Source organism: Bacteroides sp. GM023, assembly GCF_014750685.1.
Classification (GTDB): Bacteria; Bacteroidota; Bacteroidia; order Bacteroidales; family Bacteroidaceae; genus Bacteroides.
This window is the reverse complement of sequence record NZ_JAAXGE010000001.1, coordinates 686,406-703,519: the sequence shown is the minus strand read 5'-3', so window position 1 is coordinate 703,519 and position 17,114 is coordinate 686,406. Positions and strand designations below refer to the sequence as shown.

General features: G+C 46.7%; 15 protein-coding genes. 3 read left to right on the top strand and 12 right to left on the bottom strand.

The window, feature by feature from the left end; all coding sequences use genetic code 11:
- Window position 1: 1 nt before the first annotated feature.
- The 5 genes from rlmB to dnaN all read right to left on the bottom strand — a co-directional run bounded on the left by rlmB (window position 2) and on the right by dnaN (window position 5,707).
- A complete protein-coding gene (rlmB, locus tag HC965_RS02675) occupies window positions 2-745 on the bottom strand; it encodes a 23S rRNA (guanosine(2251)-2'-O)-methyltransferase RlmB (protein WP_191029972.1) in 744 nt (247 codons plus the stop codon).
- Window positions 746-800: 55 nt separating this feature from the next.
- Window positions 801-2,462: a DNA repair protein RecN gene (gene recN / locus HC965_RS02670; protein ID WP_191029971.1), complete on the bottom strand. Its 1,662-nt coding sequence runs from the start codon at window positions 2,460-2,462 to the stop codon at window positions 801-803.
- Between the two features lie 26 nt (window positions 2,463-2,488).
- Entirely contained in the window at window positions 2,489-3,697 is a 1,209-nt protein-coding gene (gene coaBC / locus HC965_RS02665; RefSeq protein WP_191029970.1) for a bifunctional phosphopantothenoylcysteine decarboxylase/phosphopantothenate--cysteine ligase CoaBC, read from the bottom strand.
- On the bottom strand, window positions 3,697-4,476 hold the full coding sequence (locus HC965_RS02660) for a 3'-5' exonuclease (protein WP_191029969.1): 780 nt from the start codon (window positions 4,474-4,476) through the stop codon (window positions 3,697-3,699). The genes coaBC and HC965_RS02660 overlap by 1 nt, the downstream gene beginning before the upstream one ends.
- 109 nt (window positions 4,477-4,585) lie before the next feature.
- Entirely contained in the window at window positions 4,586-5,707 is a 1,122-nt protein-coding gene (gene dnaN, locus HC965_RS02655) for a DNA polymerase III subunit beta (protein WP_191029968.1), read from the bottom strand.
- Between the two features lie 152 nt (window positions 5,708-5,859).
- Between dnaN and HC965_RS02650 the strand changes: the two genes are divergently transcribed.
- On the top strand, window positions 5,860-6,234 hold the full coding sequence (locus HC965_RS02650; protein WP_191029967.1) for a DUF3127 domain-containing protein: 375 nt from the start codon (window positions 5,860-5,862) through the stop codon (window positions 6,232-6,234).
- A gap of 516 nt (window positions 6,235-6,750) precedes the next feature.
- Here HC965_RS02650 and HC965_RS02645 read toward each other — a convergent pair.
- The 5 genes from HC965_RS02645 to HC965_RS02625 all read right to left on the bottom strand — a co-directional run bounded on the left by HC965_RS02645 (window position 6,751) and on the right by HC965_RS02625 (window position 12,218).
- The gene (locus HC965_RS02645) at window positions 6,751-8,337 is read right to left on the bottom strand and encodes a DUF3352 domain-containing protein (RefSeq protein WP_191029966.1); all 1,587 of its coding nucleotides are present in this window, start codon (window positions 8,335-8,337) and stop codon (window positions 6,751-6,753) included.
- 83 nt (window positions 8,338-8,420) lie between these two features.
- Window positions 8,421-9,179 (bottom strand): MBL fold metallo-hydrolase, encoded by a 759-nt coding sequence (locus tag HC965_RS02640; RefSeq protein ID WP_191029965.1) that lies wholly within the window; start codon window positions 9,177-9,179, stop codon window positions 8,421-8,423.
- Between the two features lie 225 nt (window positions 9,180-9,404).
- Window positions 9,405-10,397 carry a UDP-N-acetylmuramate dehydrogenase gene (gene murB / locus HC965_RS02635; RefSeq protein WP_191030049.1) on the bottom strand — a complete coding sequence of 331 codons (993 nt, stop codon included), beginning with the start codon at window positions 10,395-10,397 and terminating at the stop codon, window positions 9,405-9,407.
- 19 nt (window positions 10,398-10,416) lie between these two features.
- Window positions 10,417-11,265, bottom strand: coding sequence for a DUF4348 domain-containing protein (locus tag HC965_RS02630; protein WP_191029964.1), 849 nt, complete (start codon window positions 11,263-11,265; stop codon window positions 10,417-10,419).
- Window positions 11,265-12,218: an NAD-dependent epimerase/dehydratase family protein gene (locus HC965_RS02625; RefSeq protein ID WP_191029963.1), complete on the bottom strand. Its 954-nt coding sequence runs from the start codon at window positions 12,216-12,218 to the stop codon at window positions 11,265-11,267. The genes HC965_RS02630 and HC965_RS02625 overlap by 1 nt, the downstream gene beginning before the upstream one ends.
- 135 nt (window positions 12,219-12,353) lie before the next feature.
- On the opposite strand from HC965_RS02625, the gene kbl reads away from it, so the two are divergent.
- Window positions 12,354-13,544 carry a glycine C-acetyltransferase gene (gene kbl / locus HC965_RS02620; RefSeq protein WP_191029962.1) on the top strand — a complete coding sequence of 397 codons (1,191 nt, stop codon included), beginning with the start codon at window positions 12,354-12,356 and terminating at the stop codon, window positions 13,542-13,544.
- 189 nt (window positions 13,545-13,733) lie between these two features.
- Window positions 13,734-14,141: a DUF2721 domain-containing protein gene (locus HC965_RS02615; protein WP_191029961.1), complete on the top strand. Its 408-nt coding sequence runs from the start codon at window positions 13,734-13,736 to the stop codon at window positions 14,139-14,141.
- Window positions 14,142-14,216: 75 nt separating this feature from the next.
- Here HC965_RS02615 and HC965_RS02610 read toward each other — a convergent pair whose 3' ends face one another.
- Both HC965_RS02610 and HC965_RS02605 read right to left on the bottom strand, forming a co-directional pair.
- Window positions 14,217-16,472 carry a sensor histidine kinase gene (locus HC965_RS02610; RefSeq protein ID WP_191029960.1) on the bottom strand — a complete coding sequence of 752 codons (2,256 nt, stop codon included), beginning with the start codon at window positions 16,470-16,472 and terminating at the stop codon, window positions 14,217-14,219.
- Window positions 16,473-16,634: 162 nt separating this feature from the next.
- Complete coding sequence (locus HC965_RS02605) at window positions 16,635-17,114, bottom strand: ferritin (protein ID WP_191029959.1); 480 nt, start codon at window positions 17,112-17,114, stop codon at window positions 16,635-16,637.

Sequence of the window (17,114 nt, the reverse complement as noted above, 5' to 3'; positions counted from 1 at the left end):
ATCACTCGTTGTTTCTTTGTTTCACACCTTCGTAAATCAGGATACCGGCGGCAACAGACACATTCAGGGATTCGATAGTTCCCAACATTGGTATCTTCACCCATTCGTCGCAAAGTGCCAGGTTATCATAAGACACACCCGTATCTTCCGCGCCCATAATGACGCACACCGGCCCTGTATAATCGGCTTTCGTATAGTCATAGTCCCCCTTTTCGGTGGCAGCCACGATGCGGAAACCGCTATCTTTCAGGAATTTCAGCGTTGAGCGCAGGCTCTGTTCGCGGCATACGGGAAGCGTATGCAAGGCTCCTGCCGAGGTTTTCACGGCATCGGCATTCACCGACACGCTGTTACGGGCAGGAATAATCACTGCGTCCACACCGGCACATTCGCAAGTACGGGCAATCGCACCGAAATTGCGCACATCGGTTATTCCATCCAGCATCACGAAAAACGGATTCTTCCCCTGTTCAAACAAGAAAGGAACCATATCTTCCGTCTTCTGATAGGTCACAGAAGAAATGAAGGCAATCACACCCTGATGATTCTTGCGGGTGATACGGTCGATACGCTCTACCGGAACACGCTGAACAGGAATCAGCAGACCATTCAAAGCCGCAAACAGCTCTTTAGAAAGTTCACTCTGAATGTCTTTCTTTACAAGGATTTTATCAATCTCTTTTCCAGCCTGAATGGCTTCTATCACGGCACGAACGCCGAAAATCATTTCACTTTTATCTATCATCGCGGTTATTTACTATTTTTCTATTTACCAGTTACTATTTGTTGGCTACTAATCGCTAATTACTATTTAACAGAGCTTTGGCGTTGCTAAGGGCTGCTTCGGTCAGTGTAGCGCCACTCAGCATATGAGCGATTTCCTCTACCCTCTCCGCGTCGGTGAGACGGCGGATATGGCTGTTGGTTTCCGTATCACTGTCTTTCTTATATACCTTATAATGCGCGCATCCACGGGCGGCAATTTGCGGCAGGTGGGTGATGCTGATAACCTGGCGGTTCTGCTCGCCCATCTCTTTCATCATATCTGCCATGCGGTCGGCTATTTCGCCGGATACTCCCGTGTCTATCTCATCAAATACGATAGTCGGCAACTTCACGGCTCCGGCAATCATGGCTTTGATGGAAAGCATGACGCGGGCTATCTCACCGCCGGAAGCTACGGAAGAAATATTCTGCAACATACCGTTCTTATTGGCAGAGAACAGGAAGCTGACCGTATCTTCTCCCTGCAAGCCCGGTTCTTTCTTGAGTCCCATTTCCACCTGGAAACGGACGTTCGGCATGCCGAGTGGAATCAGTCGGGCGGCCAACTGCTTTTCTACTTCACGGGCAGCCTTTGTACGGGCTTTCGTAAGCAGTTCGGCATGTTGTTTCACTTTCGTATATTGTTCATCCTTGCGGGCGGTCAGTTCGGCGATACGTTCATCATAAGAAGTGATATCGGATAGCTTGCTGCGGTATTCTTCCGTCAACGCTATCAACTCGTCGAGCGTCTGCGCATGGTGTTTCTGTTGGAGGGAATAAATCAGGTTCAACCGCTCGTTCACTTCGTCGAGACGCACGGGGTTAAATTCTACGGAGTCACTTTGCGAAGAAACTTCGTGCGAAATATCTTTCAATTCGATATAGGCGCTTTCCATGCGTTCGGTAAGTTCTTTGGCGGGTTGGAAGACTCTTTGCAGACTATTCAGCGTGTTCAGGCTATCTTTCAGGGATGCGAGCAAGCCACCTTCGTCCGAGAAAAAGGATTGTTCCACCCGATAGAGTCCTGCCTTGATTTCTTCCGCATGGCTCAACGTTTCGGCTTCCTGTTCCAGCTCTTCCTGCTCACCTTCGGAAAGGTGGGCTTCTTCAAGCTGTTCCAGTTGGAAACGGATGTAATCTTCATCGGAACGGCTTTTCTCTGCCAATGCCATCAACTCCGCCAGTTCGCGCTCGGTCTGCTTCCACTCCGCATAACGGGCATGGTATTTTTCCAATGCAGCGTCATTATGTGCCAGGATATCGAGCACGTTCAACTGGAAACCTTCTTTATTGAGCAACAGGTTCTGATGTTGTGAATGTACATCAATCAACTGTTCGCCCAGCTCCTTCACCTGTGCCAGCGAAGCGGGAGTATCGTTGATGAATGCCCGGCTCTTGCCGGATGCCTGCACTTCGCGGCGCAGGATGCACTCTTCGTCATATTCCAGTTCGTTGTCCTCAAAAAACGGGCGCATGCCATAACCTGATATATCAAAACGAGCTTCTATTATACATTTAGAAGCTCCACGGCGAATCGCCTTCACATCGGCACGCTGTCCCAACAGCAGACCGATGGCTCCTAGAATGATTGATTTTCCGGCTCCCGTTTCACCTGTTATAACGGAAAAACCTGTGTCGAAACTAATATCCAGTTTCTCTATCAACGCATAATTCTGAATGTATAGTGAACGTAACAAGTAAATTAAAAATTAAGAATTAAAAATTAAGAAATAAAAGACAATGCAATCACAAGACGATCGATAATGTCGACGGCCACTTCCGTTTTCGGTTTCAGTGGATAGTCCGTGCGACCTTTCCGGTCGATGATGCTGATTTTGTTTGTATCGTGACGGAAGCCTGCTCCCACATCGTTCAGCGAGTTGAGCACGATAAAGTCGAAGTTCTTGCGTTCGAGCTTTCCTACGGCATTCTGCTGCTCGTTATTCGTTTCGAGGGCAAAACCTACCAACAACTGGCCTTTTCTTTTCGTTGTTCCCAAGCTGGCTGCAATATCTTTCGTTGCCCGGAGATGCAGGGTTAATTCTTCTTCCTTCTCCCGTTTAATCTTCCTGTCGGCTACCTTTTCAGGGCGATAGTCGGCTACTGCCGCGCAGAGGATAGCAGCGTCGGCATCGGAGAAGCAGGCTTGCGAAGCCGAATGCATTTCTTCCGCTGATTCCACATCGACACGGCGGATACGGGAATGTTTCGCTTCCAGTTGCACAGGGCCTGCTATCAGCGTCACTTCCGCACCACGACGGGCACATTCTTCTGCCAGGGCAAATCCCATCTTTCCTGAAGAATAATTGCCGATGAAACGGACAGGGTCTATCTTTTCGTAAGTCGGGCCGGCCGTAATCACGATTTTCTTTCCTTGCAGTTCGTCGCTTGCCGAAAAGAATTCATCCAGCGCGCGGATAATCGCTTCCGGTTCTTCCATGCGCCCCTTCCCTACCAGATGGCTGGCAAGTTCTCCCGTCCCCGGCTCGATGATATGATTGCCGAACGAGCGGAGTATATCCAGATTCTTCTGTGTGGAAGGATGGGCAAACATATCGAGGTCCATCGCCGGAGCTACAAACACCGGAGCTTTGGCCGAAAGATAAGTCGTTATCAGCATATTGTCGGCTATCCCGTTTGCCATCTTGCCGATGGTAGAAGCAGTGGCCGGCGCAATCAGCATGGCATCCGCCCACAAGCCGAGGTCTACGTGGCTGTTCCACGTTCCGTCGCGCTGGGCAAAAAACTCACTGATGACCGGTTTGCTGGTCAAAGCCGAAAGTGTGATGGGAGTAATAAATTCTTTTCCCGCCGGAGTAATTACGACTTGCACTTCCGCTCCTTGCTTAATGAGTCCGCGGATGATGTAGCAAGCCTTGTACGCGGCAATACTGCCGGTAATTCCAAGAATTATCTTTTTTCCTTTTAGCATTATTTTGTAATCAAATTACTCATTTCACGCAAACGGATTTTGGTCAGTGTCGCTTTCGTATTCAGCGTGAAATCACTGTTTAAAATCCAACTGTAATATCCGGGGTCTTTCTTCAGGACCTCGGCTACGGACATTCCTTTGTACTTTCCGAAGTTAAACACTTCCACCCCGTTGTCGTCGTACACCATGCGTCCGGCAAAGTCTACATTCTTGTTGTAGCTGGAGTAGTCCGCCAGGAATGCAATATCATTCTCAAGGTCGGAATAGCGGTCGAGCTGTGCTTTCAGCACTTCGTAGGTAGCCCGTGTATCTGCTTCCGCGGTATGGGCATCTTCCAGGTTCTTCTCGCAATAGAACTTGTAGGCGGCAGACAGGGTGCGTTGTTCCATTTTGTGGAAAATCACCTGTACGTCTACAAATTTGCGCTTCGTCATGTCGATGTCTACGCCGGCACGCAGGAATTCTTCTGCCAACACCGGAATATCGAAACGGTTGGAGTTGAATCCTGCCAGGTCGCAGCCTTCGATGTCACGAGCAATGTTCTTTGCCACTTCCTTGAAAGTAGGGCAATCCACCACGTCGGCATCATAAATGCCATGTACTTCGGAAGATGCTTCGGGGATATGCATTTCGGGGTTGATACGCAAGGTTTTTGCTTCCTCATTCCCGTTCGGGTAAACTTTCAAATAACAGATTTCAACAATCCGGTCTGTGTTGATATTGGTTCCGGTCGTCTCGAGGTCGAAAAAGACGATGGGGTTTTTCAGGTTTAATTTCATTTCTTGTTATTTTGTAATCACTTCAGATTAAACAGATTCACACAGACTCTAATTCTCGCAAGGAAAATCTCATCTGTGTGAATCCGTTTGACCATATGGTGATATTTGATTAATCGTTCAGCATCATCGGCATCAGCAGCATCAACAGGTCTTCGTTCTCTTCCTGTTCCACAGGGATGATAACTCCGGCACGTGACGGGTCAGCCAGTTCGATAATCACTTCGTCGGCCGAGATATTGTTCAGGATGTCGATAAGGAAAGTAGACTTGAAGCCGATGCTCATGGCGGCACCTGCATACTGGCACACTTGTGTTTCTTCGGCAGAAGTGGAGAAGTCGATGTCCTGCGCGGAAATCACAATCTGATTTTCCTGCACACGGAGTTTAATCAAACTGCTCGCTTGTGACGAGAAGATGGACACACGGCGCAAAGCACCTACCAACTGCTGGCGGTCTACGGTTACCTTATGAGGGTTGTTCTGAGGAATTACCGAGTTGTAGTTCGGATAACGTCCTTCGATGAGACGGCACACCATGCGGTACTTTTCAAGCATGAATACAGCGTTGCGTTCGTCAAATTCGATAGTCACAGTTCCCTGTTCTTTCGGCAGAAGGTTCTTGAGCAAGGTAGCCGGTTTCTTCGGAAGGATGAAGGCTGCGCGTTCGTTGCCTTTGGCAGCTAACGTCTTGCAACGTACCAGTTTATGACCGTCCGAAGCCACCATTGTGATGTCTTCTGTTGTAATATCAAAATAAATACCGTTCATCACGGGACGAAGTTCGTCGTCGGCAGTGGCAAACACGGAGCGGTTGATGCCACCCAGCAATACTTCAGCCGCCATTTCTACGCGGACTGCGTTGTCACCCAGTGTAGCCGATTGCGGAAATTCATCCGCATTCTGTCCCATCAGGCTGTATTTTCCGTTTTGGTACTGTACTGTGATTTCGTAATTGTCCGGATTGATGTCAAATGTCAACGGTTGCTCCGGGATCTCCTTCAGTGCATCAAGCAATGTTTTCGCTACTACGGCAAAACGCCCGTTTGTATCGCCATTCACTTCAACGGTAGTCACCATCGTCGTTTCGCTGTCAGATACGGTCACAGACAATGTTCCGTCTTCCAGTTCGAAGAGGAAACAATCGAGAATCGGCAGCGCATTTTTGGAATTAATCACACGGCTGATGGCCTGTAAATGGCTGGAAAGAGCAGTACTTGAAACGATAAATTTCATATATTTTCGTGTATTTAAGTTTTAAATGTTCTAACGCACAAAGTTACGAAAAAAGATTCGGGCTACCCAACAAAACAAAAGAAAAAACTGAGTTTGTGTGAGGGATATTCCTAAAAAATTGTAACTTCGCCGCAGAATTTAAAATAATCGCAATGGAATTTACAGGAAAAATCATCGCTATACTCCCTCCGAGAGGTGGAGTTTCAAAGACTAGCGGCAACGAGTGGAAATCACAAGAGTTCGTTATCGAAAATCACGACCAATATCCACGCAAAATGTGTTTCGATGTATTTGGCGTAGACAAAATCGAGCAATTCAACATTCAGATGGGCGAAGAACTGACCGTATCATTTGACGTTGACGCCCGCCAGTGGCAAGACCGCTGGTTCAACAGTATCCGTGCATGGAAAGTTGAACGTGTCGGCGCAGGTGCTCCGATGGCTACCGGTGGTTCTGTTCCTCCCCCGCCTCCGTCAGCTACTCCGGATTTCACTTCGGGCGACGCTAAAGACGACCTGCCGTTCTAAGCCGAAAGTATTCCGCTTAACGATACAGATAAAAAAACTCCCGGTGAGAATGATTCTTGCCGGGAGTTTTTTTTATGCCCGCACTTTGTAAAGATTCCGCCGTGGGCTGAATAGTCTTTATCCCGGGGGTGGGCAACACTCTGCTACGGGCTCGGAAAAATCCGCCCACGGATTACGAAAGAGAATAAGCAGCAGTGGCAACAACGGTTCTTCTCTTCCAAAATATTATCGGCAACAGTAACAGGATTTTTATCTTTCTTTTTCTTTCTGTTTTTCTATTCTCTTTTATTCTCTTCTCCTCTCTTGGGTTATGGTTGGGTTATGGTTGGGTTTTTGCGCCCTGCCAGAAGGCGTTTCAGAGGTTTTAGTTTTTGAAAAAAGCGGTATTTTTCCTATCGTTATTTCTCGTAGGTTTTTCGCAGTTTTCTCGTGAGTTTTTCACCTTTCAACTTGGGAAGTTTTCACTCGGGAAATCTACTTTTTGCTGTGTGGAAAAACAGGATTACGGATGGATTTTCAATTAGGATTCTGCTCCGTTTTATACCGCAAAACAATGTTAGGATAGAGTACTCCATCAGTGTAAGTAAACTGGGCAAAAAGTATAAAATTGCGAAAAAAGTCGGAGTTGCGCAAGAAGAAATCCGGCACGAAATGAACTTGTTTTTCTGCTTGATGGAACAGATGGTCGAAGTCCGCCATCAACATAAAATGATAGGAATCGGACATACTATCCATTCCTGCCCGATAAGCGATTGCTCCATCGAGCACTTCGCCTTTGTCCAACTGGCGAATGTAACGGGAGAGACTGTCTTCATCGGGAGCCAGCAGCAGACGTCCGCCATAGAAAGCGGCATACATATGAGATGTCGGTTCCACAAAACTGGTTAGTTGCGTAAACAACGTTGTTTGAGGGAGCCGATAGACAGGGTAAGCCTTATTGGCGGTATAACAAAAAGTTATACGGGGTTTTCTAACCCCTTCTTCGGCGGGAGCGGTATTGACCAACGAGCGCAGCATCCGTTCGGCTTCCGTCACGTCCAATACGGACAGGCTCAATACTGCTGCTGCATCTTGCAAGGTATCTTCCCGCTGAAACAGGCAGGCAACTAAATCGTGCCCGGTATTCTCCATCAGGTAATGCGATAATTCCCTGTCCCTGTTTTGCATTTCAGTGGTGCGTCCTGCGGTTGTGTATCCTTGCAAATCGCTGTAAGAGAGCAAGGAGTTCCAATCGGTTATGCTTTGTTTACTGAAATAAAATGCGGTAGAGGGCAACACTTCGCCGGGAAATCCTTTGACGGATTCTTGCTGGCGGAGCAGGTTGATAAAGGTGAAGCAGGTATCTGCGTCGTGGCTGATTCCCGTGAAATAGACAAAGTCGTCTTTCATCTTCATATCGAATTCCGTCCATCCAATCATACCGTTCACACGGGTATAAATGGTGGCGGCAGCCGTACTTTTCTTCGGCGCGCGCACTCCGGTGAAAGTAGGGTCATCCGCTAGCGAACCGCCTTTCTTGTAGGCATCAATGACGTCTTCCACCAGTTTCTTCTGGAAACTCAATGCCATAAAATCGGGTGTCAGGTAGCAGGCTAGGAAGTCACCGTCGGACATGGGGTAAATCATTATTTCCTCTCCTTTATAGTCGAAGCTTTTCGGCGGGTAGAGCGATGATATAAATCTCTGCGCAAATCTGTCGATTAATTCCCTGTCTCCTGCGCCCAACCGGCAATAAAGTACCTGGTTGCGCTCATTATCCGGTTCGTGGAAGCTAATCAGCATTTGGTTCATTTGCCGGCTTAATCCATGCGGGCTGTCTTCCGAAAGGGTATAGAGAGTTTGCTTCAGATAAGAGAAAAGTTTGGATACATGCAGATATTGCTGATTTTTGCTACAAGTCAGACCGTCTATTTCGGTGACAAATTCGAGCACGTCATCGGTGGCAAATACCGCCGAAGCGGTGGTTGGAACTAACTCGTAAAGGTTGAAATCCTTCTGTCCTTCGGCGGCTGACAGCCGAAAAAAAGAGTATAAGGCGAAACCTGCGCACAAAAGTACAACAGAAGAAGTGACCGCTATTTTCACTATCGTACGAAGTTTCATAATATTCGCTGTTTATCGGTTAGGTGCAAAAATAATAATTTCTACAAAGAAAACAAAACTTTTGCTAAAAATTTCACCGACAATCAGAGATGAATTTCCATTCCGTCAAATGCCAGGTGAATATTGTCCGGCAGTTTCCGTTCAACCTCGGCATGCAAGCCTATATCATGGCTCATATGTATGAAGTAAGTTTCCTTTGCCTGAATACGCCGCGCCACTGCCAATGCTTCCTCCAAGTTCTGATGGGTAGGATGCGGGGCAATCCGAAGCGCATTCACTATCAAAACATCTATTCCCGCTAATTGTTCAAAAGATTCTTCGGGCATGGTCAGCATATCGGTGATATAGCCAAGTGGCCCGATGCGGTAGCCCAAAATCGGCAGTCGGCCGTGCATCACGCGCAGGGGAAGTATTTCAGTATGGTTAATGGAAAAGTGCTGTCCCGGTTCAATTTCCTGCAAAGGAATGTCGGGCACGCCGGGGTAACGATGGTCTACGAAACAGTAGGGCATGCGCAGGCGCAATGCTTTCGCTACATATTCTTCGGCGTAGATGGGTACAGAACCGAAACGGCAGAAGGGGCGCAAATCGTCCAGTCCGCCGACGTGGTCGTAGTGTTCGTGCGTTATGAGCACGCCGTCTATCCGCTCGTAAGGGAGATGCAATACTTGTTCCCGGAAATCGGGACCGCAGTCTATCAGTATCCGTGCGTCGTCCGTTTCCACGAGGGCGGATGCACGCAGACGGTTATCTTTCGGGTCGGCAGAAGTACAGACTGCGCATGTGCAGCCGATTTGGGGCACTCCCGTCGATGTTCCACTTCCTATGATTCTTACTTTCACTTCTTAAATTGAGAATTAAAAATTAAAAATTAAAAAATAGAGAGTTAATAAATTGAGAATTGAGAATTGAGAATTGAAAAATAGAGAGTTGAAAATGAAGAACAGTCATATGAACAATGAGAATGGACTGATGCGGGAATGCTGTATAGTTATTCATTCTTTTTCATTCCCAATTCCCGTTTTTCATTCTCAACTCTCTATTTTTCAATTCTCAATTCTCAATTCTCAATTTATTAAGTTTACTTCAGGATGAATGTCTATGCCGAACTTCTCACGGACGGAAGCCCGTACTGCGTCCGAAAGCGCAATTATATCACTCCCCTTCGCTCCGCCTTTGTTGACCAGCACGAGTGCTTGTTTATCGTGCACAGCCGCAGGGCCCAGGGATTTTCCTTTCCAGCCGCACTGGTCTATCATCCATCCCGCAGGGATTTTCACCCGTCCGTCAGCCAGTTCGTAATAGGGTATCCGCGGATATTCCCGTTGCAGGTCTGCCAGTTTTTCTTTAGGGACGATGGGGTTCATAAAGAAGCTGCCGGCATTTCCCATGACTTTCGGGTCGGGCAACTTGCTTTCGCGGATATCAATGATTACTTTCCGGACTACCGGTAACGTCAGTTCAGGGTATTTGTCAAGTTCCTGGCGGATGGTTCCGTAGTCCAGTGTGTAATGCGCTTCTTTGCTAAGCCGGAAACGTACGTGGGTGACAAAGACCGACTTATTTTCCGGGCGTTTAAAGAGGCTGTTGCGATAGGCATATTCACATTCTTCTACGGAGTAAACACGTTTTTCGCCCTGAATGTTCACTGTCTCCACGGCGGTTATGAGGTCTTTTACTTCGACGCCGTAGGCTCCGATGTTCTGTACGGCGCTCGCTCCCACTTCACCGGGAATCAGGGAGAGATTTTCTGCTCCATACCATCCGCGTTCCACGCAGTATGCCACAAAGTCATCCCATACAATGCCTGCGCCCACCCGTACGGATACGGAGCGCGCATCTTCTTCCGTCACTTCGATTCCTTCGATGCGCGAATGAAGTATCAGCCCGTCATAGTCTTTGGAAAACAGGAGGTTACTGCCACCACCTATATGCAAAAAAGGTGTCGTAACGGCACCTTGCGCAATCAGTTGTTGCAGTTCTTCCACGGAAGTATATTCTAAAAAACGGGCGGCACTGACATCAATGCCGAATGTATTGTAAGACAAAAGAGAGTACATCATCTATACTGTTTTAGGGTTATATACTTGTATCTTCAAACTTACACAGTTCCCATTCTCCGGCTTTCCGGCAGAAATAAAGGATATTGGAGAAACCGTTGCCGATGCCTTTCAATGCCAGGATTTTCGTTGTGGAATTGTCGTCATTCCGTTGTCCGTAGTTGATATTGGAAAGGCGTTCGGAAGGAAGTTCGGGTTTGAAGGCAAACCACTGGTTGAGGTCGAGACTGGTCTCCAGGATGGAGAAGTCATCGTCCGGGTCGCTGGTGACGAAAGCCAACGGCTCACGCACACGCTGACTCTGGAAAACGCTATCGGTGGCGAAACGACCGAAGAACTCTACAAAGTTCTCGTTGTCACTCTTCTCGATAGGGCGCAGATTGATTGCTTCCAGCATCCATGCTCCTTTGATACGCTCAAAATAATACCGCTTCATCATCCGGGTCTTGACGAATATCCATTCTACCTGTACGGATGTGAGTGAGGTGTCTCCTACCAAATCCATGTCTTCCTCTTTATCAAACAGGAGCGTATAATAGTGCTGCTTGGTAAACAAGTTGTCATGCTTCCAGTGCTTTTCGTCGATATTCGACTTTTCATCTCCTTTGTAGTAGGGCAAAGGAAATTTCACACGTTGACGCTGCAAAGCATCATCGGAAGCAAAATTGTAGATGAAATCGTCGAAAGATTCGTCAGCCTGTATAGGCTGCGGCTCTTCCGGCAATTCATCTCCATGGATAGAATCCGCTTGTTGGCGGATTGAATCCACTTCTTTAGTAATAGATGCGAAGGGGTCAATCTTGGTTTTCTTGTTACCACAAGCACCAAACATGCAGAGCAATATGACCCCTGCAATTAGTTTTTTCATTATTTCAGTTTCTCTCTTAACTTTTCAAGCATATCCACCGTCATGCTTTCCAAATTGTAGGCCGGCTTCCACCCCCACTCTTGGCGAGCGCAGGTATCGTCCAGACTATCAGGCCAACTGTCGGCGATGCGCTGCTTCAAGGGGTCTACGTCATAAACCATCTCGAACTGTGGCACATGCTTCTTGATTTCCTGATAAATCGTCTCCGGGTCGAAACTCATAGAGGCGATATTGAAAGCATTGCGGTGTATCAATTTTGTCGGGTCGGCTTCCATCAGCGTAATGGCTGCGTTCAGCGCGTCCGGCATATACATCATATCCATCAGGGTGCCTTGTTTGATGGGGCACACGAATTTTTCTCCTTTCACTGCCGAATAATAAATGTCGACAGCATAGTCGGTGGTTCCGCCACCCGGAGGTGTCACGTTCGAGATGATGCCCGGAAAACGGACTGCACGAGTGTCGACACCGTATTTATTAAAGTAGTAGTCGCTCAGTAACTCGGTGGTTACTTTAGTGACTCCATACATGGTACGCGGACGCTGTATAGTGTCCTGCGGGGTTTGCGTATGCGGCGTAGTAGCACCGAACGAGCCGATTGAACTGGGAGTGAATACCGCGCATCCTTGTTCGCGCGCAACTTCCAGTACGTTCCATAATCCGTCGATACCTATTTTCCAAGCCAGCTTAGGCTTTGACTCTGCTACGACTGACAGCAGCGCAGCAAGATTATAGATCGTATCGATGTGATACTCTTTTACCACGGATGCTATCGCTTCCGCATCCGTTACATCGGCAATCGCTGACGGTCCGGATTCTTTCAACTCACCTTTAGGTTCTGCACCCGGGATGTAACCAGCTACTACATTTGCATTTCCGTAACGTTTACGTAGCTCCATCGTTAGCTCCGAACCTATCTGTCCGGTAGCTCCAATAATCAAAATGTGTTTCATTTTTTCTTCTGACTTAGAATATTAAGCTTAAATAGTGCGCAAAGTAAGCACTTTTTTTTCAGATTTTAATCAAAAAGACATTGTTATTCCAAGAAAAATAATGTCCTTTGCAATCTAACTTAATACATAAACACCATGTACGGTAAAATGCAAGAATTCCTCAGCCAAACATTGGCTGAAATTAAGGAGGCCGGACTCTACAAAGAAGAACGACTGATCGAAAGTGCGCAGCAAGCTGCCATCACTGTTAAAGGCAAAGAAGTGCTGAACTTCTGCGCTAACAACTACCTGGGATTGTCCAATCACCCCCGACTGATTAAGGCTTCACAGGAAATGATGAACCGACGCGGATACGGTATGTCGTCCGTTCGTTTCATTTGCGGAACGCAAGATATACACAAGGAACTGGAAGCCGCAATCTCTGATTATTTCCAGACAGAAGATACGATTCTGTATGCTGCCTGTTTCGACGCGAACGGTGGTGTATTTGAACCGCTTTTCACTGAAGAGGATGCTATCATCTCGGATTCTCTGAATCATGCTTCTATTATTGACGGTGTTCGTCTGTGTAAGGCGAAACGCTATCGGTATGCCAATGCTGATATGAAGGATTTGGAAAGATGTCTGCAAGAGGCGCAGGCACAACGTTTCCGCATTGTCGTTACCGACGGTGTGTTCTCTATGGATGGCAATGTGGCTCCGATGGATCAGATTTGTGATCTCGCTGAGAAGTATGACGCGCTGGTTATGGTAGACGAGTCTCACTCTGCCGGCGTGGTGGGTGCTACGGGCCATGGAGTAAGCGAATTATATAAGACTCACGGACGTGTGGATATTTATACCGGTACGCTGGGCAAGGCTTTCGGCGGTGCGCTGGGTGGATTTACTACGGGACGTAAGGAGGTTATTGATTTGTTGCGTCAGCGTAGCCGTCCGTATTTGTTCTCTAACTCATTGGCACCGGGCATTATCGGCGCAAGTCTTGAGGTATTCAAGATGTTGAAGGAGAGCAATGCGCTGCATGACAAGCTCGTGGAGAATGTAAATTATTTCCGTGACAAGATGACGGCTGCCGGATTTGACATCAAGCCGACTCAAAGTGCTATCTGCGCCGTGATGCTGTATGATGCGAAGTTGTCGCAGATTTATGCTGCACGTATGCAGGAAGAGGGTATTTACGTGACGGGATTCTATTATCCGGTAGTTCCGAAAGACCAGGCTCGTATCCGTGTGCAGATTTCCGCAGGACACGAGAAGGAACATCTCGACAAATGTATCGCTGCCTTTATCAAAGTAGGTAAAGAGCTTGGCGTATTGCCGGCGTAACGCCGGAGCAAGGTTTCCTTGCGGGATATATCATTTCAGGCACGGATTACGCGGATTTCACGGTTCTCATGTACGGTTGTTTTATGACAAGAATCATTCTAAAAACATATAATCCGTGAAATCTGTGTAATCCGTGCCTAAAATTCTTTTTATAAAACAAATTTTAAACCGCTATTTGACTATAAGAAAATGGAAGAACTGACTCTCACTACTCCTGCCCTGCTTTTCTCGGCAGTTTCTCTGATTTTATTGGCTTATACCAATCGGTTTTTATCGTACGCACAGCTCGTTCGCCAACTGCGTGACCGCTATATGGAGAATCCTTCGGATATCACTGTAGCACAAATCGAGAATTTACGGAAACGATTGAACCTCACCCGTACCATGCAGGGATTGGGGATTGCAAGCCTGTTTCTCTGTGTAGTCAGTATGTTCTTTATTTATATTGGGTTGCAACTGCTCTCCGCTTATGTTTTTGGGGTGGCTTTGCTTCTGCTTATCGGTTCTCTCGGCGTGTCTTTCCGGGAAATACAGATTTCTACCCGTTCATTGGAAATTTATCTGGGAGCGATGGAGAAAGGAAAAACGAAACATTAATCCTGTTCCTTTTATCTTTAGTCCGATGCTGATAAAAGGGCTCAGGACTACTCAATACCATTCCATTCAAGACTTTCAAGGCTCTATCCAGCAAGGAAGAATGACCGTAAAACGGCTTCCTTTGCCCACTTCCGATTGGAGTGTTATCTTACCGCCCAGTTTTTCTATAATCACCTGACAGATGGACAATCCGAGTCCTGCTCCTTGCGAGAACTCGTTCTGTTTGTAGAAACGGCTGAAAATCATCCGTTGTTCTTCCTGTGGGATGCCTCGTCCGGTATCTTCTACATAAATCAAGACTTTTCCTTCATTCGGCAGATAATCGTAGCCCAACTTGATATATCCTCTTTCCGTGAACTTTCCGGCGTTGTTCAGGAAGTTAGTCAGTACTTGTATCAGGCGCTCTCTGTCTACATTTATCTCCAAAGGCAAATCATTGGTTTCTTTCAAGAAATCCAGGCGTGGGGCTATCAACACCTGGTGAGTCATGTAGATGTCATCAATCAAATCTTTCACACGGCATCTTTGGTAGGTGAAAGACATATAGCCGGATTCGATACGGGATAGTTCGAGGATGTCGTTTATCAGTTTGAGCAATAGCTCACTATTTTTGTTGATAGTGTCAATGTACTCTTGCCGTTCTTCCGTACTCAGTGCTTCGTCTACTGCGAGAATATTGGCAAAGCCGACAATGGAATTGAGCGGAGTACGTATCTCGTGGCTCATATTGGCAAGGAAAGACTGTTTCAGTTCGGCTTTCTCCGCCAGCAGGCGCGCAGCTTCCAGTTCTCTTTCACGGTCTTTTATTTCTTGCACGTTGAGCAACAGACCGGCTGTCCTATATTCGCCACCGGGCAACATGGTGGTGGTATAACGAAATTCCCACCATTGGTATTCCTTACCGTCGAAGTTACAACGGACGTGAGCAATCCTTTTCCGTGCGTTTTTCAAGTTTTGCCAGCTTAGCTTCACACTTCCCCAATGGTCGGGATGCACAAAATTGAGCAGTTCATGGAATGAAATGGGTTTGGGAGTTAATCCCTGCGCTTTCCAAAAGGCATCTTCGAAGATAAAATGTTCTTTATCCAGTTTCCACACATAAGTCGTTCCACCCTCAATGGCTAAAGAGAGGTTTTCTTTTTCATCGGCCAATGCGGCAAGAGCCTGTTTCTTTCTTGCCTGCTCACGCAGGTAAAGCCACCAGAAATAAGCCAAAAGAATGATTAAGAACAGGAACAGGGAAGCGACTGTGACACCCCACAACAGAGGATATTCATCACTAAAAGGAATATTGACTATTGTGTAATTAGCGGGAATCTTGTCTTTACTCAGCCCGATTTGTTTCATTGTTTTCCAATCGACAACATACTCCTTCCTGCTTTCAGAGATAGGTATGTCTTGCGGGCGCTCGCCATTCAGGATGCGAACGGCAGTTTTCACTTCTTCTTCCACCTGGATGGGCAGTGTAGTCATGTAGCCACCCAATAATTTTTCACCGTAACCGAAGGCTTCATTGATGGCTGTCAGGCTGGGGCTGACGCAGATACTTCCAATATTAATGGTGGTGAAGTCGCGTTTCAACTGAATATAACATTGATCCCGGTAGTTCTTGTTCAGAATCCACATCAGGTTGGCATCAGACTGATTTCTGCTATTTCGCAAAGGGATAGCCATAAAACGGGTGTACCCTTCTTCTTCACTCAAACGTACTTGTTCTTCCGGAGAGACAGTGGAACTATCTATGAATCCGGTCACTTTGTGACCTTGAAACTGTTCCTTGGCGTCTGCTCTGATTTTCCGGTCAATATAGGTGGTGTCGAGCATAGTAAACATACGGACACGCGATCCGAACAGTGTTTTTGCTACTTCGACATTCTCATTAAAGGCAATCTTATCGTGGAAACCTGTCACATTGGGATGATATTTCAGCAATCCCCAATTCGGGTAGTTGACTCCACCGAAAACGACGGGTATTTCTTTTGCCAGAGGGACATTACATTTCATCAATGAATAGGCGGCTTGGTCTTCGTTTACCAGAATTACTTCAGGCTTCCAGTCTTGCGAGATGGAATCGACAAGGAAGCGCATGCGCGCCAGTTCCGGTTCTTCCCAGTAGGACTCACAGTCTAAATAAACGGTACGGATGTCTGCGTCTACTTTCTCTTTTTTAAACTGCTCTGCTATCATCCGATTGAAATCGGGATAAGCATCATAGCTTTCTTCATAGGAATGGACGACCAAGATGCGTCGTTCCTCTTTTTTAGAACAACTACTCACCCCTAAAAATAACAACAAAAATAAAGGTAATAAATTAACAAGTCCTCTGTTCACGCGCTTTTCTCTCTATATATCAGAACTAATATCTCTCTTATTCTCAAAGACAAAGGTAGTTTATTTTTTGAATATAAGCTAAATAAGTGAAAAAAAGAAGCTGTCCGGATCGACCCGAACAGCTTCTTGTATATATAAACTACCTTCCTAATTTGCAGTCTGTTAGCGTTGTCCTAGTTGTGAGTCAACAAAGAAAATTCCGGTGTCACCAGCTTTCTTAATCTTATCAACAACTCCTTGCGCAGTAGCTTCTTCTTCTACTTGCTCGCGAACGAATCCCCACAGGAAATCTTGAGTTGCTTTATCTTTTTCAGCAGCAGCTACGTCAACCAATTTGTCTACCATAGCAGATACATGACATTCGTGTTTGTAAACGTGTTCAAACACTTCCAGCGGAGTTCCCCAGCCGTTAGGCACAACGTCTATTTTGTCAACTTTTGCAATTCCACCACGTTTGATGATATAATCGGCCATAGCATAGGCATGTTCCAATTCTTCATGGGATTGTTTCTTCATCCAATGCGCAAATCCACTGAAACCTTCTCTCTCAAAGTAGAAAGACATTGCCAAATACAGATTAGCAGACCACATTTCAGCTGTAATCTGTTCATTGATTGCCTTTTGTAATTTTTCTGAAATCAT

Coding starts and splice junctions, on each gene's coding strand:
- rlmB (WP_191029972.1), bottom strand. CDS start 745: ATGATAGATAAAAGTGAAATGATTTTCGGCGTTCGTGCCGTGATAGAA.
- coaBC (WP_191029970.1), bottom strand. CDS start 3,697: ATGCTAAAAGGAAAAAAGATAATTCTTGGAATTACCGGCAGTATTGCC.
- HC965_RS02660 (WP_191029969.1), bottom strand. CDS start 4,476: ATGAAATTAAACCTGAAAAACCCCATCGTCTTTTTCGACCTCGAGACG.
- dnaN (WP_191029968.1), bottom strand. CDS start 5,707: ATGAAATTTATCGTTTCAAGTACTGCTCTTTCCAGCCATTTACAGGCC.
- HC965_RS02650 (WP_191029967.1), top strand. CDS start 5,860: ATGGAATTTACAGGAAAAATCATCGCTATACTCCCTCCGAGAGGTGGA.
- HC965_RS02645 (WP_191029966.1), bottom strand. CDS start 8,337: ATGAAACTTCGTACGATAGTGAAAATAGCGGTCACTTCTTCTGTTGTA.
- murB (WP_191030049.1), bottom strand. CDS start 10,397: ATGTACTCTCTTTTGTCTTACAATACATTCGGCATTGATGTCAGTGCC.
- HC965_RS02630 (WP_191029964.1), bottom strand. CDS start 11,265: ATGAAAAAACTAATTGCAGGGGTCATATTGCTCTGCATGTTTGGTGCT.
- HC965_RS02625 (WP_191029963.1), bottom strand. CDS start 12,218: ATGAAACACATTTTGATTATTGGAGCTACCGGACAGATAGGTTCGGAG.
- kbl (WP_191029962.1), top strand. CDS start 12,354: ATGTACGGTAAAATGCAAGAATTCCTCAGCCAAACATTGGCTGAAATT.
- HC965_RS02615 (WP_191029961.1), top strand. CDS start 13,734: ATGGAAGAACTGACTCTCACTACTCCTGCCCTGCTTTTCTCGGCAGTT.
- HC965_RS02605 (WP_191029959.1), bottom strand. CDS start 17,114: ATGATTTCAGAAAAATTACAAAAGGCAATCAATGAACAGATTACAGCT.